The 21,912-nt window shown below is 61.7% G+C and carries 17 protein-coding genes; 11 read left to right on the top strand and 6 right to left on the bottom strand.

From position 1 onward, the window contains the following. Positions 1 to 12: 12 nt before the first annotated feature. On the bottom strand, positions 13 to 1,092 hold the full coding sequence (locus GGR23_RS11945; RefSeq protein ID WP_183366513.1) for a TraB/GumN family protein: 1,080 nt from the start codon (positions 1,090 to 1,092) through the stop codon (positions 13 to 15). Positions 1,093 to 1,173: 81 nt separating this feature from the next. Then, positions 1,174 to 2,109 (bottom strand): tyrosine-type recombinase/integrase, encoded by a 936-nt coding sequence (locus GGR23_RS11940; protein ID WP_183366512.1) that lies wholly within the window; start codon positions 2,107 to 2,109, stop codon positions 1,174 to 1,176. Positions 2,110 to 2,240: 131 nt separating this feature from the next. On the opposite strand from GGR23_RS11940, the gene GGR23_RS11935 reads away from it, so the two are divergent. The 8 genes from GGR23_RS11935 to GGR23_RS11900 all read left to right on the top strand — a co-directional run bounded on the left by GGR23_RS11935 (position 2,241) and on the right by GGR23_RS11900 (position 11,294). Beyond that, complete coding sequence (locus tag GGR23_RS11935) at positions 2,241 to 3,368, top strand: AAA family ATPase (protein WP_183366511.1); 1,128 nt, start codon at positions 2,241 to 2,243, stop codon at positions 3,366 to 3,368. Then, a complete protein-coding gene (locus tag GGR23_RS11930; protein ID WP_183366510.1) occupies positions 3,365 to 5,578 on the top strand; it encodes a primosomal protein N' in 2,214 nt (737 codons plus the stop codon). Before GGR23_RS11935 ends, GGR23_RS11930 begins: the two co-directional genes overlap by 4 nt. Positions 5,579 to 5,677: 99 nt before the next feature. Beyond that, on the top strand, positions 5,678 to 6,064 hold the full coding sequence (locus GGR23_RS11925) for an AGROH133_08824 family phage infection protein (protein ID WP_183366509.1): 387 nt from the start codon (positions 5,678 to 5,680) through the stop codon (positions 6,062 to 6,064). A 268-nt stretch (positions 6,065 to 6,332) separates the two neighbouring features. Continuing rightward, a complete protein-coding gene (locus GGR23_RS11920) occupies positions 6,333 to 6,893 on the top strand; it encodes a F0F1 ATP synthase subunit delta (RefSeq protein WP_183366508.1) in 561 nt (186 codons plus the stop codon). Continuing rightward, on the top strand, positions 6,893 to 8,422 hold the full coding sequence (atpA, locus tag GGR23_RS11915; RefSeq protein WP_183366507.1) for a F0F1 ATP synthase subunit alpha: 1,530 nt from the start codon (positions 6,893 to 6,895) through the stop codon (positions 8,420 to 8,422). The genes GGR23_RS11920 and atpA overlap by 1 nt, the downstream gene beginning before the upstream one ends. 29 nt (positions 8,423 to 8,451) lie before the next feature. Beyond that, entirely contained in the window at positions 8,452 to 9,336 is an 885-nt protein-coding gene (locus tag GGR23_RS11910) for a F0F1 ATP synthase subunit gamma (protein WP_183366506.1), read from the top strand. A 23-nt stretch (positions 9,337 to 9,359) separates the two neighbouring features. Further along, on the top strand, positions 9,360 to 10,793 hold the full coding sequence (gene atpD / locus GGR23_RS11905; RefSeq protein WP_183366505.1) for a F0F1 ATP synthase subunit beta: 1,434 nt from the start codon (positions 9,360 to 9,362) through the stop codon (positions 10,791 to 10,793). A gap of 93 nt (positions 10,794 to 10,886) precedes the next feature. Continuing rightward, complete coding sequence (locus GGR23_RS11900; protein ID WP_183366504.1) at positions 10,887 to 11,294, top strand: F0F1 ATP synthase subunit epsilon; 408 nt, start codon at positions 10,887 to 10,889, stop codon at positions 11,292 to 11,294. Positions 11,295 to 11,345: 51 nt separating this feature from the next. On the opposite strand, the gene GGR23_RS11895 is transcribed toward GGR23_RS11900, so the two are convergent. Further along, on the bottom strand, positions 11,346 to 12,263 hold the full coding sequence (locus GGR23_RS11895) for a LysR substrate-binding domain-containing protein (protein WP_246365326.1): 918 nt from the start codon (positions 12,261 to 12,263) through the stop codon (positions 11,346 to 11,348). A gap of 109 nt (positions 12,264 to 12,372) precedes the next feature. On the opposite strand from GGR23_RS11895, the gene GGR23_RS11890 reads away from it, so the two are divergent. From GGR23_RS11890 to GGR23_RS11880, 3 genes are all read left to right on the top strand, one after another. After that, entirely contained in the window at positions 12,373 to 13,515 is a 1,143-nt protein-coding gene (locus GGR23_RS11890; RefSeq protein ID WP_183366503.1) for an iron-containing alcohol dehydrogenase, read from the top strand. An 81-nt stretch (positions 13,516 to 13,596) separates the two neighbouring features. Then, a complete protein-coding gene (locus tag GGR23_RS11885; RefSeq protein WP_183366502.1) occupies positions 13,597 to 15,093 on the top strand; it encodes an aldehyde dehydrogenase family protein in 1,497 nt (498 codons plus the stop codon). 12 nt (positions 15,094 to 15,105) lie between these two features. Then, positions 15,106 to 16,230 carry a mandelate racemase/muconate lactonizing enzyme family protein gene (locus GGR23_RS11880; protein WP_183366501.1) on the top strand — a complete coding sequence of 375 codons (1,125 nt, stop codon included), beginning with the start codon at positions 15,106 to 15,108 and terminating at the stop codon, positions 16,228 to 16,230. Positions 16,231 to 16,260: 30 nt separating this feature from the next. On the opposite strand, the gene GGR23_RS11875 is transcribed toward GGR23_RS11880, so the two are convergent. The 3 genes from GGR23_RS11875 to secA form a co-directional block, all read right to left on the bottom strand. Continuing rightward, a complete protein-coding gene (locus GGR23_RS11875) occupies positions 16,261 to 17,538 on the bottom strand; it encodes a GNAT family N-acetyltransferase (protein ID WP_183366500.1) in 1,278 nt (425 codons plus the stop codon). 2 nt (positions 17,539 to 17,540) lie between these two features. Beyond that, on the bottom strand, positions 17,541 to 18,995 hold the full coding sequence (locus tag GGR23_RS11870; protein WP_183366499.1) for an oligosaccharide flippase family protein: 1,455 nt from the start codon (positions 18,993 to 18,995) through the stop codon (positions 17,541 to 17,543). Between the two features lie 125 nt (positions 18,996 to 19,120). Continuing rightward, the gene (secA, locus tag GGR23_RS11865; RefSeq protein WP_183366498.1) at positions 19,121 to 21,841 is read right to left on the bottom strand and encodes a preprotein translocase subunit SecA; all 2,721 of its coding nucleotides are present in this window, start codon (positions 21,839 to 21,841) and stop codon (positions 19,121 to 19,123) included. Between the last annotated feature and the right edge of the window lie 71 nt (positions 21,842 to 21,912).

The raw sequence follows: 21,912 nt of genomic DNA, 5'->3' as shown, positions 1-21,912 counted from the left end.
ATCCCAGCTTGCTCAGCGGATGGCTGTCAGCTTGTATCCCTTGGCTCTCAGCAGTTCGATCACGCCCTCCTTGCCCGGAAGGTGAAGCGCCCCCACGGCCATGAATACGTGGCCCTTGGCAAACATCGGGGCAGAACGATCTGCCATGACATGGTTGCGATCGATGACGATCCGCTGTTCAAATTCCGCGTAGTCGCTCGTTTCGCCCAGCTTGTCTTCCGCCGCATATTTCAGGGTCGGGATGATCATGCCGATTTCACCCTTGAGGTAGAGCTCGATCATCGTCGCGGTGACATCGTCCATGCGGCTCCCGAGTTCCAGCGTCTCGATCAACGACTGGAGATGAAATTTTACGGGAATGTCGGCCATGGCCTGCAGTTGCTCCAGCGCCGTTTCCAGACCCTGCAGGTCTTTCCCGCTGGCAACCGCATCCTCGGCAATCTTCTTGTCCAGGAAAGCACCCCCGTTTGCCTTTCGAGCCATCTCACAGGCAGGCAGGCTCACGAAGCTGGCAATGATCCAGGGTTTCATCTTCTCGACCATCGCGAGCGAAATCCCGCGACTTTTCAATCCGGCTTCCAGCTTTGCGCTTTCGTCCTTGCCGAGCAATCCGCTGATGGTGGTTTGGTCGGTGAACATGGTCAGGTCGGGCTTCGAGAGCAGCGCCGCCGCCGCCTTCTTCTCGTCCAGAACCTCGGTCGACTCCACGATTACGGTCTTGGCTTCATCGAAGGCGGCTCTGGCACCGGCGGGCATCTCCAGGACTCTCGGATCGGTGAGGTGCATCGTTCCGAGAAGATACGATACCGGGACGCCCTCCTTTTCGACGCGCCAGAAAATCCCCTTTCCGTTTGGCACGGCACCCGCTTCGGCACGGATGGATGTCAGCCGTGTTGGGTCTTTGCTCGTCAGCTCGGCAATGATGTCGGCGCCGGCGCAGCGGATGTCTTCCGCTCTTGCGGGGGAAAGGGTGAAGAGAACGATGAACAGGAGAGCCAGCAGCGCCATCGGAAGGCTCGCCGCGATCCAGAAGATGCAGGAAGACAAGAAGGATGTATTTTCAGGGCGCGGATCGGTTGCAGCAATCGTCATGATCGTTCCATGGCAGGTCTGTTGATCCTCGATTAACCCTGTCGCCCTCATTTTTGCTTAACGGACAAGGTGAATCTCGCGTTAAGCGCGCGGATGGGCGCGGTCGTAGACATCCAGCAGGCGGGCGGAGTCGATGCCTGTGTAGACCTGCGTCGTGGACAGGCTTGCATGTCCCAGAAGCTCCTGGATCGTCCGCAGGTCTCCGCCGCCATTGAGCAGGTGCGTGGCGAAAGAGTGCCGCAAGGCGTGCGGCGTCGCCGTGTCGGGCAGCCCCAGTGCCCCGCGCAGAACCTGCATGGCCCGCTGAATGATACCCGGCTGGAGCACCCCGCCCTTGACGCCCCGAAACATGGGTTCGTGCGCGCCGACATCGAAGGGGCAGAGGCGCAGATAATCCCGAACGCCGGTCACGACGCTTGAAATCAGCGGGACGATGCGGGTTTTGCCCCCCTTGCCGGTGATGCGCAGGCTGGTAGTCCCTTCTGGGAAATGCGACGGCGTGAGAGCGAGGGCTTCGGAGATGCGAAGGCCGCATCCATAGAGCAGCCCCAGCACTGCGGCATCGCGTGCGGCCACCCACGGTTCTTCGCGCATCTGCGCCTCAAACGTCGTTACGGTAATGGCTTCAGGTGGCGCCAGTGGCTTCGGGAGGCCCTTCGGTTGTTTCGGTGAGCGGATGGCAGTTGCCGCGGCCGCATTGGCAAGGCCCTTTCTTTCCAGATAATTCAGGAACGACCGCACCCCTGCCAGATTGCGGCCGAGCGTCCTGGACTCCGCGCCATCCCGCCGACGGGCAGCAAGGAAGGCGCGCAAGTCGGCCATGCGCAGGGTATGGATATCCTTCAGGCGGGCGGGCTCGGCGAGATGGCCGGTCAGGAAGGTCAGGAACTGGCGCGTGTCCCGCTCGTAGGCCTCCAGGGTTTTCTCCGCCAGCCTCCGTTCCCCGGCCAGCATGTCGAGCCACCGCTGCCGTTCCTCGAGCAGTTCCGGATGGGCGATAATCAGAATTTCGTTCACTGCAGGCCTCCGCGTGAAAGGGCCTCATCCTGCGCTCGCCAGGGTTAGCGAATTGCTAAGCAAACAGCGCAGGGTTCTTGTTATGTACTGTTTGGTCTTGGGAAACGCACGGAATCACGCTAGGAGGTGGCATGCGTCTCCATTCGTTTGCCGTTCACCGCTATCGCTCGCTGCGCGCGATCCGGATGGATCTCGGCACCATCGACGTCTTTTGCGGACCAAACGGTGCCGGCAAGTCGAACCTTTACAATGCACTGCGACTTTTAAGGGGTGCGGCGGCCAACACGCTGGCTGAGGATATCCTGCTGGAAGGCGGAATGGGGTCCGCCCTCTGGAGCGGCCGCATGTTGAAGGGAGAGAAGCGCCGTATCCGCATAGAGGCAGAGCTTCGGGACGACGAAACCGCGACCGATTTCCGCTATCGGCTGGAGATCGGCATTCCGCCACCTGTATCGGCGGGTTTCCTGCATGAGCCCCACGTCAAGGAAGAGGAACTAACCGTCACCGTGGGAACACGACCTGTGCCGGTCCTGATCCGGGACCGGGCGAATGTTCGCCTGAGGGATGCCTCCGGAAGTCTTTCGAACTACGAAGGTGAAGTGCTGCCATCAGAAACCGCGCTCGGAATCCTGGCCGACGAGGGCCGGAGCCCCGAAATTGCCCTCTTCCGGCGGGTGGTCGGGCGTTGGCGTTTCTATCACGGGTTTCGCACCGATTCCCAATCGCCCTTGCGCGGGGCTGCTCTTGCGGCCGTTGCTCCTGCACTCGCTGAAGACGGTTCTAACCTGGCAGCCGTCTTTGCGACCCTTGCCCATGTCGCGGAAGATCGCCATGAACTCGACAGAGCCGTCGCAGATGCCCTTCAGGGCGCACGTCTCGTCATTCCGCCTCCGATTATGGAGGCGACCTTCGGCTTCCGCCTGCCGGATTTTCCGGAGAGGGAGTTTTCCGCTCGTGAACTGTCCGACGGGCAGCTTCGGTTTCTCGCGCTCTGCGGTGCGCTGCTTTCCTATCGCCTGCCCCCGCTGGTGGCCCTCAACGAACCGGAAACAAGCCTGCATCCCGGCATGATCCCTCCGCTTGCGGCCCTGATTGCGAGGGCGGCCGAGAAGACCCAGGTATGGGTGGTCACCCATTCGGCAGGCCTTGCAGAGGAAATCTCTCGGCTTGCCGGTTGCAAACCCAGCCATGTATTCAAGCAGGAGGGCGAAACCAGGATATCCGGCCTCCGTCTTGATGGCAGCAGGAGCGAAACGTGAGCGACGTCACGACGGATCTCTTCGGCGGGCCTGCTCGCCGTGCCGGGCGCGTTGTGCCGGTTCTCGTGCCGATGCCTGCCCCGCGGCCCTATTCCTATGCCGTTCCCGACGAAATGCATGTCGAGCCGGGCTCTGTCGTCCAGGTGCCACTTGGTCCGCGCCAGGTTTTCGGTGTCGTGTGGGACGGTGCCGAAGACGAGGCCGTGGACCCCAAGAAGCTGCGGCCAATTACCAAAGTGTTTGATTGCCCTCCGCTCAAGGAGGAGCACCGGCGCTTTCTGGACTGGGTCTCCACCTACACCCTGTCACCGCCGGGGCTGGTGGCCCGCATGGCCCTCAGGGCGCCGGCGGGCTTTGACCCCGAGCCGATGGTCGAGGGGCTCCGCTACTCCGGAATCTTGCCCGAGCGAATGACGGCCGCGCGCACGCGCGTGCTGGACCTTGCCCGGGACGGCCTTTCCTGGACCCGATCCGGGCTTGCCCATGCCGCTGGCGTATCCTCCAGCGTCATCGACGGCATGACGGCGCAAGGCGTTTTCGAAACCGTGTTCATCCCGCCGCCGCCTGTTGTTCCCTTGCCGGACCCGGATCACGGCGCGTCCCGTCTCGAAGGCGCGCAGGCCGAGGCCGCGGCCGAGCTTCTGGCCGAGGTACGGGCACTAAAATTCTCCGTTTCGCTCATGGATGGCATCACGGGTTCCGGCAAGACAGAGGTCTATTTCGAGGCGATCGCCGAAACCTTGAGGCAAGGCCGGCAAGTGCTTATCCTCCTGCCCGAGATCGCGCTGACGGCGAGCTTTCTGGAGCGCTTCGAGAGCCGCTTCGGTGCAAAGCCGGCGGAATGGCATTCTGATCTCGCACCGAAAACGCGCGAACGTGTCTGGAGGCAGGCCGCGACAGGCGACGTGCGCGTGGTGGCAGGCGCGCGCTCCGCTCTCTTCCTGCCTTTCGACGACCTCGGCCTCATCATTGTCGACGAAGAGCACGATCCTGCCTACAAGCAGGAGGATCGGGTCTTTTACAATGCGCGCGACATGGCGGTTGTCCGCGGCCATATCGGGCGCTTCCCCGTGGTGCTGGTATCAGCCACGCCCTCCGTCGAAAGCCAGGTGAACGGGCTCTCCGGCCGCTACCGGCCGATCCATCTGCCCGTGCGCTTCGGCGATGCAGCCCTGCCCGATCTTCATCTGATAGACATGCGGCGGCATCCGCCGGAACGGGGCGGTTTCCTGTCTCCGGTTCTGCTGCGCGCCATCGGCAAGACGGTTGCCAAGGGAGAGCAGGCTCTGCTCTTTCTCAATCGAAGGGGCTATGCCCCCCTGACGCTCTGCCGCGTATGCGGTCATCGCTTCCAGTGCCCGCAATGCTCCAGCTGGCTGGTAGAGCACCGCTTTCGCGGGCAGATCCAGTGCCACCAGTGTGGTTATGCCGAAAGAACCCCCGAATGCTGCCCCGAATGCGGCACATTCGACCATCTTGTGGCATGCGGACCGGGGGTGGAACGGATCGCGGAGGAGGTGGAACGTCACTTCCCGGATGCGCGTACGATCGTTCTGTCGTCCGATATCCTCGGGGGTGTGAAGCGGCTCCGGTTGGAACTGGATGCCATCGCCAAGGGCGAAGCGGATATCGTCATCGGAACGCAGCTCGTGGCCAAGGGCCATAATTTTCCGCTGATGTCGCTGGTGGGAATCGTCGATGCCGATCTCGGTCTTGCGAACGGAGACCCGCGTGCTGCCGAGCGCACTTTCCAGCTTTTGTCCCAGGTCACGGGCCGGGCCGGCCGATCCGGTCTGAAGAGTCATGGCCTGCTTCAGACCTATCAGCCGCAACACCCGGTGATGCAGGCCATCGTATCTGGCGACGCGCATGCTTTTTATGAACGGGAGATCGCCGAGCGGGAGCGGGCTCATTTGCCGCCCTTCGGACGCCTCGCCTCGATCATCGTATCCGCCGACACGAGGAACGATGCGGAGGCGCATGCAAGAGCCTTGCGCCTTGCCGCTCCATCCACACAAGGGATTACCGTTCTGGGTCCTGCAGAGGCGCCGCTTGCCCTTGTTCGCGGGCGCCATCGCTTCCGCCTCCTCGTACACGGACAGCGCTCGAGCGACATGCAGGGCTTTCTCAAGGCAATGATCGCTGCCGGCCCCAGGGAACGGGGGTCTGTTCATGTCCAGCTCGACATCGATCCGCAGAGCTTCCTCTAGAAAGACCGGAAGTTCGCTGTTGAAGAACGGCTGAATTCCATTTCATAGCCCTGCATGGCATAAGGCGTTGATTTGCGCCTTAATCGTTGGGGGAATGAAATGGAATTCGCGCTTCCGGTGGAGACCGGGGAACAACTCGCCTTCGGTGCCGCGGCCTTCACGGTGCTTCTGGGCCTCATGATGCTTTTCGCTCCCGGATTTTCTCTCCGCATCCTCGGATTCGCCTTGCCGGACGGATCAACCGCCCCCTACTCGGAAACCCGTTCCTCCCTTGGCGGCTTCTATGCCGGGTTGGGTCTTGCCGCCATTCTTGTGGCTCAGCCTTTCGTCTATTTCGCTCTGGGGACGGCATACGGTCTTGCGGCTTTTGCGCGCATAGTATCCATACTCTCAGACCGGGGGACAACCGTCCGCAATTATATATTTCTAGTTGTACAAATCGTTTTGAGTGGGATCGCCCTGGGCTATTTCTTCGGAATTATCTGAATGCCGGGAAATGCCGAGATCCGAAGGAAGGCGGTTCGGCGCAGGCTGTCTGCCCTGAAAATGCCGGCCGAAAGGGCGCTTTCGGCCATTTGAATGCTTCACGCGTGTTGCGAGTCCTGATCTCCTATGCTAGACGGACCGCGAATTACGGAAAGCGCAAGAAAGCAATCTTGTCTTTCTTGGGGAAAATTGAAGCGATTTCAAGGCGATACGACAGGCCCTCAGGGGTGGTCGGATTCCTGGATCAAAATCAGGGAAATTTGGGGCCGTGGCAGACACATCCCAGCTGAATTCTGGCGTCGCAGAACGCTATGCTTCCTCGCTGTTCGAGCTCGCGCTCGAGGCCGGCTCCGTTGCCGAAACCGGCAAGGATCTGGACAGCCTTCAGGCCATGCTCGACGAGAGCACCGACCTGAAGCGTCTGGTGGAAAGCCCGGTCTTCACGGCCGAGGACCAGACGAAGGCACTGGTGGCGCTGGCCGGCAAGGCCGGCCTCGGTGCGCTGGTCACCAATTTCCTGAAGGTGGTTGCCGGCAACCGCCGTCTCTTTGCCCTCCAGGGCATGATCCGTTCCTACCGGGTGATTGCCGCCCGTCACCGGGGCGAAGTTTCCGCCGAGGTCACCTCGGCTCATGCGCTGTCGCCAGCGCAGGAAAGCGAATTGAAGGCGGCGCTGAAGGGCGTCACTGGAAAGGACGTCACCGTGAATGTCACGGTTGATCCGTCGATCCTCGGTGGTCTGATCGTGAAGGTCGGATCGCGCCAGATCGATACGTCGCTTCGCACCAAACTCTCTACCCTTAAGCTTGCACTGAAAGAGGTTGGCTGATGGATATCCGCGCCGCGGAAATTTCCGCAATTCTGAAAGATCAAATCAAAAATTTCGGCAAAGAGGCTGAGGTCTCGGAAGTCGGCCAGGTGCTCTCCGTCGGTGACGGTATCGCCCGCGTTTACGGTCTGGACAATGTCCAGGCAGGTGAAATGGTGGAATTCCCCGGCGGCATCCGTGGCATGGCGCTGAACCTCGAAGCCGACAACGTCGGCGTCGTTATCTTCGGTTCGGACCGCGACATCAAGGAAGGCGACACCGTCAAGCGGACTGGCGCCATCGTGGACGTGCCGGTCGGTCCGGAACTGCTGGGCCGCGTCGTCGACGCGCTCGGCAACCCGATCGATGGCAAGGGTCCGATCAACGCGACCCGCCGCGCCCGTGTGGACGTGAAGGCTCCGGGCATCATCCCGCGCAAGTCGGTTCATGAGCCGATGTCGACCGGCCTCAAGGCCATCGACGCGCTCATCCCGGTTGGCCGTGGCCAGCGCGAGCTCGTCATCGGCGACCGTCAGACCGGCAAGACCGCCATCATCCTGGATGCCTTCCTGAACCAGAAGCCGATCCACGACAATGGCCCGGAAAACGACAAGCTGTTCTGCGTCTACGTGGCCGTCGGCCAGAAGCGTTCGACCGTTGCCCAGTTCGTGAAGGTGCTCGAAGAGCGCGGCGCACTGAAGTACTCGATCGTCGTTGCCGCGACCGCTTCCGACCCGGCACCGATGCAGTTCCTGGCACCGTTCGCCGGCTGCGCCATGGGCGAATACTTCCGCGATAACGGCATGCATGCCCTGATCGCCTATGACGACCTGTCCAAGCAGGCCGTCGCCTACCGCCAGATGTCGCTGCTGCTGCGCCGTCCGCCGGGCCGCGAAGCCTATCCGGGAGACGTCTTCTACCTGCATTCCCGCCTTCTCGAGCGCGCTGCAAAGCTCAATGACGAGAACAAGGCCGGTTCGCTGACCGCTCTGCCGGTCATCGAAACCCAGGGTAACGACGTTTCGGCCTTCATCCCGACCAACGTGATCTCGATCACCGACGGCCAGATCTTCCTTGAAACGGACCTGTTCTACCAGGGCATCCGTCCGGCCGTGAACGTCGGTCTGTCGGTGTCCCGCGTGGGCTCCTCGGCCCAGATCAAGGCGATGAAGCAGGTTGCCGGCTCGATCAAGGGTGAACTCGCCCAGTATCGCGAAATGGCCGCCTTCGCCCAGTTCGGTTCGGACCTCGACGCTGCAACGCAGCGCCTGCTGAACCGCGGTGCGCGCCTGACCGAACTCCTGAAGCAGCCGCAGTTCTCGCCGCTGAAGACGGAAGAGCAGGTCGCCGTGATCTTCGCTGGCGTGAACGGCTACCTCGACAAGATCGCCGTGAACCAGGTTGGCAAGTTCGAACAGGGCCTGCTGTCCTACCTCCGCTCCGAAGGAGCTTCGATCCTCGAAACGATCCGCTCGGAAAAGGCTATCAGCGACGATACCAAGGCAAAGCTCAAGGCTGCGCTCGACTCGTTCGCCAAGTCTTTCGCCTGATCGGGTCTCAAGCCAAGGACGGATAACGGATGCCTTCACTTAAGGATCTGAAAAACCGGATCGCCTCCGTTAAGGCGACGCAGAAGATCACCAAGGCGATGAAAATGGTCGCCGCGGCGAAGCTTCGGCGTGCGCAGGAGGCGGCCGAGGCCGCCCGGCCTTACTCGCAGCGCATGGGCGCGGTTCTCGCAAACATCGCCCAGGCGGTGGGTGCCGACGACAGCGCTCCGCGTCTGATGACCGGTACCGGCAATGACAAGGTGCATCTGCTCGTTGTCTGCACGGCCGAACGCGGCCTCTGCGGCGGTTTCAACTCGCAGATCTCCCGCCTTGCCCGTGACCATGCCCGCAAGCTTCTGGCTGAAGGCAAGACGGTCAAGATCCTGACGGTGGGCAAGAAGGGCTTCGACAGCCTTCGGCGCGAATTCGCCAGCCTCATCATCGAGCGCATGGATCTGCGTGACGTGAAGCGCATCGGCTTTGAAAATGCCGATGCGATTGGCCGGCGGGTGATCGCCCTGTTCAACCAGGGTGAATTCGACGTCTGCACGCTGTTCTATTCCGAGTTCAAGTCGGTGATCTCGCAGGTGCCGACCGCGCTCCAGCTCATCCCGGCAGCTGCGCCGGCCGCAACGACCGCATCGTCGGGCGCTGCCGCCGCCGTCTACGAATATGAGCCCGACGCGGCCGCGATCCTTTCGGATCTGATCCCGCGTAACATCTCGGTCCAGATCTTCCGCGCGCTCCTTGAGAACGTCGCAGGCGAAATGGGCGCCAAGATGAGCGCGATGGACAACGCGACCCGCAATGCCGGTGAGATGATCAACAAGCTGACGCTCTCCTACAACCGCCAGCGTCAGGCGCAGATCACCAAGGAACTCATTGAAATCATTTCGGGCGCGGAAGCGCTCTAAAGGTCAAGGAAAAGGGTAGAAAAATGGCTAACCCGGTAAAAGGTACGGCAGGCAAGGTGACGCAGGTCATCGGCGCCGTTGTGGACGTGGCATTCGACGGTGAACTGCCCCCGATCCTGAACGCTCTTGAAACCAACAACCTCGGCAACCGTCTGGTTCTCGAAGTCGCACAGCACCTCGGCGAGAACGTCGTTCGCACGATCGCCATGGACTCGACCGAAGGTCTGGTCCGCGGTCAGGAAGTTGTCGACACCGGCGCCCCGATCTCGGTGCCGGTCGGCGACGAGACGCTCGGCCGCATCATGAACGTCATCGGTGAGCCGGTGGACGAAGCCGGCCCGCTGGCAACGACCGCCCGCCGTGCGATCCACCAGGCTGCGCCTGAGTATGTCGAACAGTCGACGGAAGCACAGATCCTCGTCACCGGCATCAAGGTCGTCGACCTTCTCGCTCCCTACGCAAAGGGCGGCAAGATCGGCCTCTTCGGCGGTGCAGGCGTTGGCAAGACCGTTCTCATCATGGAACTGATCAACAACGTCGCCAAGGCGCACGGTGGTTACTCGGTCTTCGCAGGCGTGGGTGAACGCACCCGCGAAGGCAACGACCTCTACCACGAAATGATCGAATCCGGCGTGAACAAGCACGGCGGTGGTGCAGGCTCGAAGGCTGCTCTCGTATACGGCCAGATGAACGAACCGCCGGGCGCCCGCGCACGCGTCGCTCTGACCGGTCTGACCGTTGCAGAACACTTCCGCGACCAGGGCCAGGACGTTCTGTTCTTCGTGGACAACATCTTCCGCTTCACCCAGGCTGGTTCGGAAGTGTCGGCACTTCTCGGCCGTATTCCCTCGGCCGTGGGCTATCAGCCGACGCTTGCCACCGACATGGGCGCGATGCAGGAACGCATCACCACCACGACCAAGGGCTCGATCACCTCGGTTCAGGCCATTTACGTGCCCGCCGACGACCTGACCGACCCGGCCCCGGCAACCTCGTTCGCCCACCTGGACGCAACGACGGTTCTGTCCCGTTCGATCGCCGAAAAGGGCATCTACCCGGCCGTGGACCCGCTCGACTCCACCTCGCGCATGCTTGACCCGATGGTTGTCGGTGAAGAGCACTACGAAGTGGCCCGTAAGGTTCAGTCGACCCTGCAGCGCTACAAGGCCCTCCAGGACATCATCGCCATCCTCGGCATGGACGAACTGTCCGAAGAGGACAAGCTGGCCGTGGCCCGCGCCCGCAAGATCGAGCGCTTCCTGTCCCAGCCCTTCTTCGTGGCCGAAGTCTTCACCGGTTCGCCGGGCAAGCTCGTTGCTCTCGAAGACACCATCAAGGGCTTCAAGGGTCTGGTCAACGGCGAGTACGACCACCTGCCGGAAGCCGCCTTCTACATGGTCGGCTCCATCGAGGAAGCCATCGAAAAGGCGAAGAAGCTGGCTGCCGAAGCCGCCTGATCTTCCTAGGCACAAGGCGCGCGGTACCTGCCGCGCGCCCTTTTTCGCGCCGCCTCCGGCGTGTTGAATTTGACCAATCGAAAGTGAACCATCATGGCTGACAATTTCAATTTTGAGCTCGTGTCTCCGGAGCGGCTGCTTCTGTCCGAAAAGGTCAGCGAAGTGGTGATCCCGGCCACCGAAGGCGAAATGACCGTTCTGGCGAACCACGCTCCGACCATGACGACCATCAAGCCGGGCGTCGTGTCGGTCAAGGATGCGGCCGGCAAGGTCAGCCGCTATGTGGTGTTCGGCGGTTTTGCAGATATCCTGCCGACCGGTTGCACCCTGCTTGCTGAATCGGCCATTCCGCTCAATGAAATGAACAAGGCCGCTCTCGATGCCCGCATCGAAGCCGCTCGCGCAGATGTAGCCAACGCCTCCAATGACGAGCACAAGTCTAAGCTCGAGCAGTTCCTGAACGAGCTGACACAGCTGAACGGCATCGTCGTTCCGGCCTGATTTCGGTGCAAGCAATGCGATCATGAAAGCGGCCTCCGGGCCGCTTTTTTTTCATTCCGGCCCCTGCCGCAGAAGCGCATTATGGAGCGCCCTGACTGCAGGCCCCACTTCGCGGCCGCGCGGCAGGCCGAGATAGTAGCCAAATCCCGTATGGAGGCTTTGCGAGCCGAGGGCGACCAATCGTCCTTCCTCCAGATGGCGGGCAATCAGTGCCCGGCTGCCAAGCGCTACCCCATCCCCCGCAAGAGCTGCGTTGATGGCCAGAGCATAGGTGGAGAAGGAAAAGCGCGGTGGGGGAACCGGCCCCTTCAGAGGATTGCCAAGACGCCCGAACCACTGCCGGAACGAAATCCAGTGGGCATTGAAGCGCTCGTAATCGATGAGGCCGAGCGCGGCGATTTCATCCGCTGAAAGGTCAGCCGCTCTTGTGAGCAGATCGCCGAGACAGGCTGGAGAGGCAACCGGAACCAGATCTTCGGCAAAAAGCAGTGTCAGGTGCCAGCGAGGGTGCTCGCCCGTCGAGTAGAGGATCACCAGGTCGTTGTTCTCGGAGGCGAGCTCGGTCGGACTGTCCGTTGTCATCAACCGCAGGCTGACGGCTGGATTGTCTTTCGAGAAGGCACGGAGCCGCTCCCCCAGCCATAGATGGGACACGGAGCCGCTTGCAGCCAGTGACACCACCTCCGAGCGGGCGCTGCGAAAAGGTTCGAGGCTTTCTTCCAGATATTCGAGCGTCGAGCGGATGCGAATGGACAGGCGTTCGCCGGAGGGTGTGAGAGCAAGGTTCTTGCCCTTTCGTGTGAAGAGCGGGGCGCCGAGTTCTTCTTCCAGAAGCTTGATCCGACGGCTGACCGCCGCCTGGGTGATGTTCAGCTCTCGCCCTGCCCGGCTGAAATTCATATGGCGGCAGGCGGAATCGAAGACCCGAAAGGCTTCGAGCGGAATATGGTCGAGAAGCGCGGACCCCAAGAAGCACCTCCATGATCTGAGATCATGAATATAGCCGAGAAAAGAACCTATTTGAATAACTGAAATTGTGATGCACTCTCCGCGCAGCCAAACGCAGAAGAGACAGACCATGCAATTCTCGACATCCTTCATTCCCGAAATCCGCTTCGCTCCCGGCGCGGCGGACCAGATCGCTGCGGCAGCACTTGCCATGTCTGAAGGTGGCAAGACCGCCATCGTCATGGACGGGTTTCTCGCAGCCTCCGGTCTGGGCAACCGTCTGATGGCCGAACTTAAGGCCGGTGGTGCGGAAGCTGTTGTCTATTCGGGCTTTTCCGGCGAGCCGAAGCTTGCGCATGTGGAAGCGGCAAGCGAGGCGGCGCGTGGAGCGGATGTCGTGATCGGCATCGGCGGCGGATCGGCGCTCGATATTGCCAAGGTTGCCGCCTGCTGCGCGGCCTCCGGCGAAAACCCGATGCATTACGCGCTGGCTGCCAATCCCCTGCCAAAGAATGCGCTGAAGAAAATCCTCGTTCCCACCACGGCGGGCACGGGTTCGGAAACCTCCGCCACCTGCATTTTTGCCGGTCCGGACGGCAAGAAGCTCTGGGTCTGGGGCGCGGAAACCAAGGCCGATCTGGTAATCCTCGATCCGGCGCTTACCACGTCTCTCCCGGCCAATCTCACCGCCTGGTGCGGTCTCGATGCCTTCGTGCATGCCTTCGAGGCCTCCACGAACCGCAACACCCATGCCGGCGGTCAGTTCTACGGCCACCGCGCGATGGAGCTGCTGGTCGCCCATCTCGAGACGGCCATCCGGGAGCCCGACAATCTGGAGGCACGCGGTGCGGTGCTGCTCGGCTCCTGCTATGCGGGCGTGGCGATCGACAATTGCGGGACCGCGATTGCCCATAACATCAGCCATGCGCTGGCGGGCCTTGGACCCGTTCACCATGGCCTCGCAACGGCGCTTGGCTTCGAACAAACCCTTCCCTGGCTTGTCGGTGCGAACACGCCCGAGCTTCAGGCCGCTGCAAAGGCTTGTGGAGCTGCGGATGCAGCCTCGTTGCCCGCGCTGATTACAGCCTGGATGGATCGCTGCGGTTTCGAACGCCGGCTGCCGGCAGCATTTGCAGGCCTGACGGCAGAGGATCTCGCGCGCGAGATGAAGGCACCTGAAAACCAGCCCATGCGCCGCTCCACGGTGCGCGAGGTGAGCGATGCGGATGTCGACCGCATGGCTGCCGACATGATGGCGCTGCCGCGGGCCTGAGCCCGGATGATCGATTGACCGGAATGACAGCCTGCCGACCCCGACGAGACCTGGCAGGCCAGAGACCAAGAAGAGGTTTGCATGAGCAAGGAATATAGCCGCGCCTACTGGGAAAAGCTGGGCGCCGACCTTCAGATCGAAGGCCGCCATTTCATCAACGGTGCCTTCGTGGCATCCGTTTCCGGAGAGAGTTTTGTCCGCCCGCGCCCGATGGACGGGAAACCGGGGACGGCGCTTGCCCGTGGAACGGCTGCGGATATCGATCTTGCCGTCAAGGCCGCACGCGCGAGCTTCGAAAGCGGTGTCTGGCGCCACAAGGAACCGCTCGAGCGCAAGAAGATCATGCTGAAATGGGCGGAGCTCATCCGCTCCAATGGCGAGGAACTTGCCATGCTGGAAACACTCGATGTGGGCAAGCCGGTGATGGCTTCGCTGACCGTCGATGTGCGGCTCTGCGCCGACGGCATTCAGTATTATGCCGAGATGATCGACAAGATGTATGACGAGATCGCGCCCACCGGTCCGAAGGCGCGCGCTCTGGTGCGCAAGGTGCCGCTCGGCGTCATCGGCGCGATCACGCCGTGGAACTATCCCATGATCATCGACGGCTGGAAGCTTGGACCGGCGCTCGCGGCGGGCAATTCCGTGGTGCTAAAGCCCGCGGAGCAATCCTCCCTCTCCGCGCTCAAGCTTGCAGCGCTGGCAAAGGAAGCGGGGCTTCCCGATGGCGTGTTCAACGTCGTCGTCGGTTATGGCGAGGAAACGGGCAAGCCGCTCGCACTGCACATGGACGTGGACATGATCGCCTTCACCGGTTCGACCGAAGTCGGCAAGCTGATCATGGGTTATGCCGCTCAATCCAACCTGAAGCGAGTTGCGCTGGAGCTCGGCGGCAAGTCGCCGATCATCGTCTTCGACGATGCGGACCTTGACGCGGCCGCCTCCGCAGCTGCGTGGGGATGCTTCTACAATTCCGGTGAAACCTGCCATGCATCGACCCGCCTGATCGTCCATCGCTCGATCCAGGATAAGCTCGTCGAGAAGATTCGCGAGGTGACTGCCGGCATCACCCTCAACCATCCCTTCGAGCCGGATGCGGCAATCGGTGCCCTGATCGAGGAAGGGCACATGAAGAAGGTGCTTGGCATGATCGCGGATGGCGAAAAGGAAGGCGCACGTCGCGCCTTCGGGGCCGAGAGGGCGCTCTCCGAGACCGGTGGTTTCTACGTCTCGCCCGGCGTCTTCGTCGATGCCACCAACGACATGCGCATTGCACGCCAGGAAATCTTCGGGCCTGTTCTCGTGTCCATTCCCTTCGAAACGGAAGAGGAAGCGCTGAAGATCGCCAACGACACGATCTATGGTCTCGCCGGTGCGGTATTCACCACCAACATGGATCGGGCTCACCGGGTCTCCGAAGCGATCCATGCGGGAACGGTGTGGGTCAACACCTATGACATGTCCAACTTCGCCACACCCTTCGGTGGCTTCAAGCAGTCCGGCTTCGGCCGCGACCGTTCGGTCCATGCAGTCGACAAATATTGCGACTACAAGACCATCTGGCAGCAGTTCAACTGAGGCGGCGCGGACATGAGCAAGATAACCGCAATCGAGATCACCCATCATCGCCTGCCGCTCGATCCGCCCTTCAAGGCAAGCTGGGACGGGCGTCCGCGTCGCCAGTTCGATGCCACCATCGTGCGGGTGCGCGATGACGAAGGGCGGGAGGGGATCGGCTCCGGCGATCTGATGAAGGGCTTCGAAGGCCATGAGGAACTCTTCATCGGCCAGGACCCGCGCCATCTGGAGCGGCATTACGAGGTGCTTTCCCACATCAACTTCCATTATGGCCGGTGCTGGCCGATGGACCTCGCGCTTTGGGATCTGGCGGGCAAGGTTACCGGCGAGCCGGTCTGGCGCATGCTCGGAGGCCGTGCGGACCGTGTGCGGCTCTACGCCTCTTCCGGCGTGCTGCGTGATCCCTCCGCCATGGCCGATCAGGCTGAGCGCTACATCGCCGAAGGCTTCCCGGCGATGAAGGTGCGCTTCACCTCGTCTTCCGGCGGCCGCAATGGCTGGCGGGAAGACGTGAAGGCGCTCGAAGCTGTACGCGCCCGCGTCGGCGACCGCCTGGAACTGATGGTGGACTGCAATCAGGGTTGGCGAATGCCCTGGGATACCAATCTCTCCTGGACCTACAAGGATGCGCTGACGGTTGCCCGCGAGCTTGAACGGCTCGGCGTCTACTGGATGGAGGAGCCGCTGCACCGCTCCGACCGCAAGGGCATGAAGGCGCTGCGCGAAACGACCGATATCCGCATTGCCGGGGGCGAGATGACGCGCGAGCTCTACGAGTTCCGGGATATCATCGAGGAGCGTGCCTTCGACGTGATCCAGCCGGACGTGGCGCTGGTCGGCGGGATCACCGGCTGCCGCCGTCTTGCCTATCAGGCCCGCGAGGCAGGCATCCTCTTCACACCGCACAGCTGGACGAACGGGATCGGCGTCCTCGCCAACGCCCATCTTACGGCCGGGGCAGGGGATGCGCCCTTCCTCGAGTATCCCTATGACAACCCGGAATGGTCGGAAGACCGCCGCGATTATCCGATGGCATCTCCGCTTCGTCACCGCGACGGTTGGCTGGAACTCGGCGAGGCGCCGGGGCTGGGGGTGGTACTTGACGAGGAGCGTCTCAAGGCCACCCGGATCGGCTGACCGGCGCTTTCATAACTTTCTGGCGGGGGCTCAGCGCCCCGCCAGCGACAGGATCTTCTGGCGCAACATGCGCGCCATGTTGCGCGTGTTGCGGTAAAGGTGCAGCTGTGCCGTCACCTGCCGCACGTCACGGTCGCTGTTCTGCCTGAGGCCGATGACGAGCGTGCCCATTTCCTCCCGTTCCCGCCAGAAGCGCGCCATGATCGGATGGTCCGGAACCGCGCAGCTATCCGTTCGCACGATATTGGCATCATCGAGGTGCCATTCCGTGAGATTTTCCATCAGCAGCTTGCCGGGAGAGTATTTCGCATAGGCCTCGTCGTAAGCGGTCTTCCAAGTATAAGCCTCGCCTGACACGATGAACACGATCATCGTTGCGACCGCACGGCCATTGAGATCGAGAGTGTGAATGCGAACTGCATCGCTCTCCGCCAGATTGGTGATCGCCTCGCGGGCAAAGGCTGCCCTGTAGCGATCCAGCACCATGGCAGTGCGCTTCGTGCCCTTCCAGCCACGCGCCTCCAGAGCAAGGAATTCCTCCATTCGTACGCGTACATCGGCCGGCTGTCGCGCTACCTCGTAGCTGAGACGGCCCAAGGCGGAGAGGTGATTCCTCTGCCGGCGCATTTCGTGCAGGTGGTGGCTGGAAATCGTCTTGCGGAGGTAGGTCGGGCCGTCGTCGTAGCTTTCCAGTGTGGGTCTCATATAGCTGCCCGTGACAGCGACCGGCAGGTTCCGACTGATCGCAACCGCCTTTGCAAGCTGCACGAAATTTCCTCCCAGCCGGACATCGGGCAGAACCATGACCGAGGGCAGACCGCATTCGGGTCGGGCGAGCACGTCCATGAGCGTGTCGATGGAATGCGCCGCTTCTTCCGCATCCACGAGGGGTGTCCCCAGCGGACCGTAGTGATTGGCCCACACTCTGAATATCGGCGCGCCAATGGAGAAACCGGGACGCTCGATGGAATAGGGCAACAAAATCCGCGCCCGGCTTCTGTTCCGGCTGGTATCGCGGAGAATGGCCAGACGGACCTGCTTTTCCTCGAGCCGCGGCATGGCCGGCGCAAGAAAACGCCCCGTGAAGAAGACGTTGGGTTCCATCGCCCGGTTGCTCAGCCGGTCCATTTCATCCTGCAGGTGATATCCGGCACGCGCTGGATAAAGGCAGAGTTCCAGGCCCGGTGCCGCCGCCTGGATTTGAAGCTCCGGTGTCGGCAGCGAGCTCTCGACGCCAGCCAGTCCGCCGAGTATCCGGTTGGCGGAGCTGTCGGGGCTGTTGAGGGACGAGGGAGGAAATTGCGGCATGTTCACGACACTTTCTGCGGATGCGCGGCACCCATCGGATCAGCAAAGACAAACAGGACAATCCCGAGCGTCTTGCGCACCGTCAGGTGAAGAAAGATGGCTTCAATGATCATCGCCCCGGCAGCAGCAGCGGCCGCGCCAGCCAGACCGAAACGTGGAATCAGGATCATGTTCAGCAGCAGATTGGCGACCAGAACGCCGGCATAAAGCCATGCGCAGAGTTGCTGCTTCCCTGCCATCGTGAGCAGGACCTCGCCAGGTCCTACCGCCGATTTTGCGAGGTAGCCTGCGAAAAGGATCACCATCAGCGGATATCCCGCCGAAAATCCGGGGCCGAACAGGGACAGAAGGAGATGTCCCGCCACCAGCATCATCGCGCCCACCGCAAGCGAGGGCCAGAAACCCCAGCGCGCCATTTCTCCTGCAAAGCGTGCCAGGCCCATGCGGTCGCCCTCGGCCACCAGCGTGGAGAACCGGGGCGCCGCCGCAGCCTTGACCGAGAAGAACACGAACTGCACCAGAGCCATCGTTTTCGCCGCCGCGAAATACACGGCAACCTCCGAGGGCTCCAGATAGAGGCCGACAATGACCACATCCGCATTGGTAAGCAGATAGCCGAACCCCTCCACGAAGAAAATGGGCAGTGCCACCCGCAGCCATGCGCCGAGGCTGTAGCTGCGCGGCACGGCCGGATATCGCCTGCGCATCCTGGTGGACACGGTCAGGAACTGCCCGACACTCGTCACATATGTCGCTGCGAGAGCGGCAAGGATCGCGGTCTCGGCGGTCGGTCTGTAACCGGCATGAACCGCAAGGACCATGAAGACGAGGATCAGGGTCGGCCGAATGATGAATGTCGGTGTCAGGGCAGCGAAGGGCCAGCTGTTTGCCCGGGCCGTTCCGTCGAGAACGTCTCCGAGCGCGATCATCGGCAAGATGAAGAGCGCCAGAAAGACGGGCGTCATGTAATAGGCTTCGACCATGCTGCCGAACAGATAGAGCGTGCCCAATCCAATGCCCGCGATCAGCGTGGCCATCAGCATGGAGAACACGCGCGCGGTGACAGCGATCCCGAACAAAGAACCATGTGCGCCCTCCGTTCTGTAGAGGGGCAGAAAGCGTACGATCACGGAGTGAAAACCGAGACAGGACAGATTGCCGATCAGGACGGTAAGGACCCAGACGAACACGAAGATGCCGTACTCGAACTCGCCCATGATCCGCGCCTGGATAATCTGCGAGATAAACGCGATCGCGGCACTGAGGATGCGGATGGCAAAGGCGATCAGAGCCATACGCTGCGCAGCGGCATGCTCTCCCCGGTCGGTAGCAATCCTGCAGGCGCGCCGAACCGCGCCCGCTGCGACTGGCCGCAGGGACGACGGAAGAAACCGTTCCGCCGTATTGATGAGCGCAGTGATCACAACGCAGTACCCGCGATCCTCGAAAACACGCACGATCCTGCCCGTTTACGGTTAAGAATCGGTGCATCGCGAGGGCTTGGAGGGCCTGCCTTCAGATTAATGTGAAGCAAAAGCAAAAACCCTCCGCGAGGGAGGGTTTTCAGGGTTCGTTCTTGGTGTCAGGCGAATGCGCCGTGACAATGCTTGTACTTCTGGCCGGAGCCACAGGGGCAGGGCTCATTGCGACTTACCCGGCCCCAGGTAGAGGGGTCGTTCGGATCCCGGTTTTCCGGCGCTACCGTCGCCTCTTCGGCGAGGAACTGCGACCGATCGCGTGAGCCAAACTCGTCCTCGCCCGTGGAGGCGTCGATATGGTGCGCTTCCATGTCCGGCAGCGGGGGCTGTTCGGCGGGCTGGCGCATGATCTCCACGCGCATCAGCTGGCTTACCACCGCGCTGCGGAGATTGTTGAGGAGCGACTGGAACAGCTCGAAGGCTTCCGCCTTGTATTCCTGCAGCGGATCCCGCTGCGCGTAGCCGCGGAAGCCGATGACCGAACGCAGGTGGTCGAGATTGACGATATGCTCCCGCCACAGGTGATCCAGCGTCTGAAGGACAACCTGCCGCTCCACGTAAGTCATCACCTCGGGTCCGAAGCGCTCGGCCTTTTCGGCTGCCGCCTTGTCGGCGGCCTCGGCCAGGCGGGCGCGGATATCGTCTTCGGCGATGCCTTCTTCCTTGACCCACTCTTCGACAGGCAGGTCCAGGTTCAGCGTCTGCTGCACGGCGGCCTTGAGGCCCTTGGCATCCCATTGCTCGGCATAGGCGCGCTCGGGAATGTGCTGCACGACCATTTCGTTGACCACGTCATGGCGCATGTCGGCGACATATTCGGAGATGCTGGGCGCGTCCATCAGTTCGATGCGCTGCTCGAAGATGACCTTGCGCTGGTCGTTGAGCACGTCGTCATATTTCAGAAGGTTCTTGCGGATGTCGAAGTTGCGTGCCTCGACCTTCTTCTGTGCGCGCTCGAGCGCCTTGTTGATCCAGGGATGGACGATAGCCTCGCCTTCCTTCAGACCCAGCTTCTGCAGCATGCCGTCCATGCGATCCGACCCGAAGATGCGCATCAGATCGTCTTGCAGCGACAGATAGAACTTCGACCGGCCAGGGTCGCCCTGACGGCCGGATCGGCCACGCAGCTGGTTGTCGATACGGCGGCTTTCGTGACGTTCAGAGGCGATGACGTAGAGACCGCCGGCCGCCAGTGCCTTCTCCTTCAGCGCCTTGACTTCGGCGACGACCGCCGCTTCCCGGGCGTCTCGCTCCGGTCCCGGCTCCATGCCCTCGAGCTCGCGCTCGAGGCGCATCTCGAGGTTGCCGCCGAGCTGGATGTCCGTCCCGCGACCGGCCATGTTCGTCGCGATCGTCACCGCACCGGGAACACCGGCCTGGCTGACGATATAGGCTTCCTGTTCATGATAGCGCGCGTTGAGAACCTGGAAGTTCTGGAAACCCGCCTGTTTCAGAAGCGTGGCCAGAAGCTCGGATTTCTCGATCGAGGTGGTACCGACGAGAACGGGCTGGCCCTTCTCGTGGGCTGCCTTTATCTCGGTGATGATCGCCTGATACTTTTCTTCGGCGGTTCGGTAGACTTCGTCGTGGTCGTCGATACGCTTGATCGGGAGGTTCGTAGGAACCTCCACGACGTCGAGGCCGTAGATGTTGGAGAATTCTTCCGCTTCCGTCGCCGCCGTACCGGTCATGCCGGCCAGCTTGTCATACATGCGGAAGTAATTCTGGAAGGTGATCGAAGCCAGGGTCTGGTTCTCCGGCTGGATCGTCACCTTTTCCTTTGCTTCGAGCGCCTGATGCTGACCATCCGAGTAGCGGCGTCCCGGCATCATGCGGCCCGTGAACTCGTCGATGATCACGACTTCATCGTTCCGCACGATGTAGTCCTTGTCGCGCTGGAACAGCTTGTGCGCCTTGAGGGCGTTGTTCACATGGTGCACGATCGCGACGTTTTCGACGTCGTAAAGAGCGTTGCCCTTCAGAAGCCCGGCTTCCCGCAGCATCTTTTCAAGCTTCTCGGTACCGGCTTCGGAGAAATTCGCCGACCGCTGCTTTTCGTCGATTTCGTAATCTTCCGGGCTGAGGCGCGGAATGAAGGCATCGATCGTGGTGTAAAGGTCCGACCGGTCGTCGAGAGGGCCCGAGATGATCAGCGGCGTCCGCGCCTCGTCGACCAGAATGGAATCGACTTCGTCGACGATGGCGTAGTTATGGCCGCGCTGAACCATCTGGGTACGGTCATACTTCATGTTGTCACGAAGATAATCGAAGCCCAGTTCGTTGTTGGTGGCGTAGGTAATGTCGCAGGCGTAGGCGGCGCGGCGTTCCTCGTCGCTGAGTCCATGGACGATGACACCGGTGGTCAGTCCGAGAAAGCCATAGAGGCGTCCCATGGTCGCCGCGTCACGGCGCGCGAGGTAGTCGTTCACGGTGACAACATGCACGCCCTTGCCTGCCAGGGCGTTCAGATAGACCGGCAAGGTCGCCACAAGGGTTTTGCCTTCGCCGGTCTTCATTTCCGCGATGGAATTGTCATTCAGGATCATGCCGCCGATCAGCTGCACATCGAACGGCCGCATCTTGAGGACGCGCCGCGAGGCTTCCCGGACCACTGCGAAAGCCGGCACGAGCAGATCGTCGATCGTCTTGCCTTCGGCGATCATCTGACGGAACTCGGCGGTCTTGCCAGCAAGTTCGTCGTCGGAGAGTTTCTGCATCGCCGCTTCCAGGGCGCCGATGGCCTGGACTTTCGGCTGGTAGGAGCGGACACGGCGATCATTCGCAGAGCCGAACAGTTTGCGGGCGAGGCCGCCAAAGCTGACCATCAAGTGGTCCTTTCTGTCATCTCTCCCGGAACCGGCATTGCCTGCCCGTTTCAAAAACAGGTCAGGACGTG

This window comes from Gellertiella hungarica (assembly GCF_014197145.1).
Taxonomy (GTDB): domain Bacteria; phylum Pseudomonadota; class Alphaproteobacteria; order Rhizobiales; family Rhizobiaceae; genus Gellertiella; species Gellertiella hungarica.
This window is presented reverse-complemented; position numbering and strand designations above follow the sequence as displayed.

Bases quoted from the DNA above. Each gene is read 5' to 3' on its own strand.
- GGR23_RS11890 (WP_183366503.1), top strand. From the start codon at position 12,373: ATGCAATTCTCGACATCCTTCATTCCCGAAATCCGCTTCGCTCCCGGC.
- GGR23_RS11885 (WP_183366502.1), top strand. From the start codon at position 13,597: ATGAGCAAGGAATATAGCCGCGCCTACTGGGAAAAGCTGGGCGCCGAC.
- GGR23_RS11935 (WP_183366511.1), top strand. From the start codon at position 2,241: ATGCGTCTCCATTCGTTTGCCGTTCACCGCTATCGCTCGCTGCGCGCG.
- GGR23_RS11900 (WP_183366504.1), top strand. From the start codon at position 10,887: ATGGCTGACAATTTCAATTTTGAGCTCGTGTCTCCGGAGCGGCTGCTT.
- atpD (WP_183366505.1), top strand. From the start codon at position 9,360: ATGGCTAACCCGGTAAAAGGTACGGCAGGCAAGGTGACGCAGGTCATC.
- secA (WP_183366498.1), bottom strand. From the start codon at position 21,841: ATGGTCAGCTTTGGCGGCCTCGCCCGCAAACTGTTCGGCTCTGCGAAT.
- atpA (WP_183366507.1), top strand. From the start codon at position 6,893: ATGGATATCCGCGCCGCGGAAATTTCCGCAATTCTGAAAGATCAAATC.
- GGR23_RS11880 (WP_183366501.1), top strand. From the start codon at position 15,106: ATGAGCAAGATAACCGCAATCGAGATCACCCATCATCGCCTGCCGCTC.
- GGR23_RS11910 (WP_183366506.1), top strand. From the start codon at position 8,452: ATGCCTTCACTTAAGGATCTGAAAAACCGGATCGCCTCCGTTAAGGCG.
- GGR23_RS11925 (WP_183366509.1), top strand. From the start codon at position 5,678: ATGGAATTCGCGCTTCCGGTGGAGACCGGGGAACAACTCGCCTTCGGT.
- GGR23_RS11875 (WP_183366500.1), bottom strand. From the start codon at position 17,538: ATGCCGCAATTTCCTCCCTCGTCCCTCAACAGCCCCGACAGCTCCGCC.
- GGR23_RS11945 (WP_183366513.1), bottom strand. From the start codon at position 1,092: ATGACGATTGCTGCAACCGATCCGCGCCCTGAAAATACATCCTTCTTG.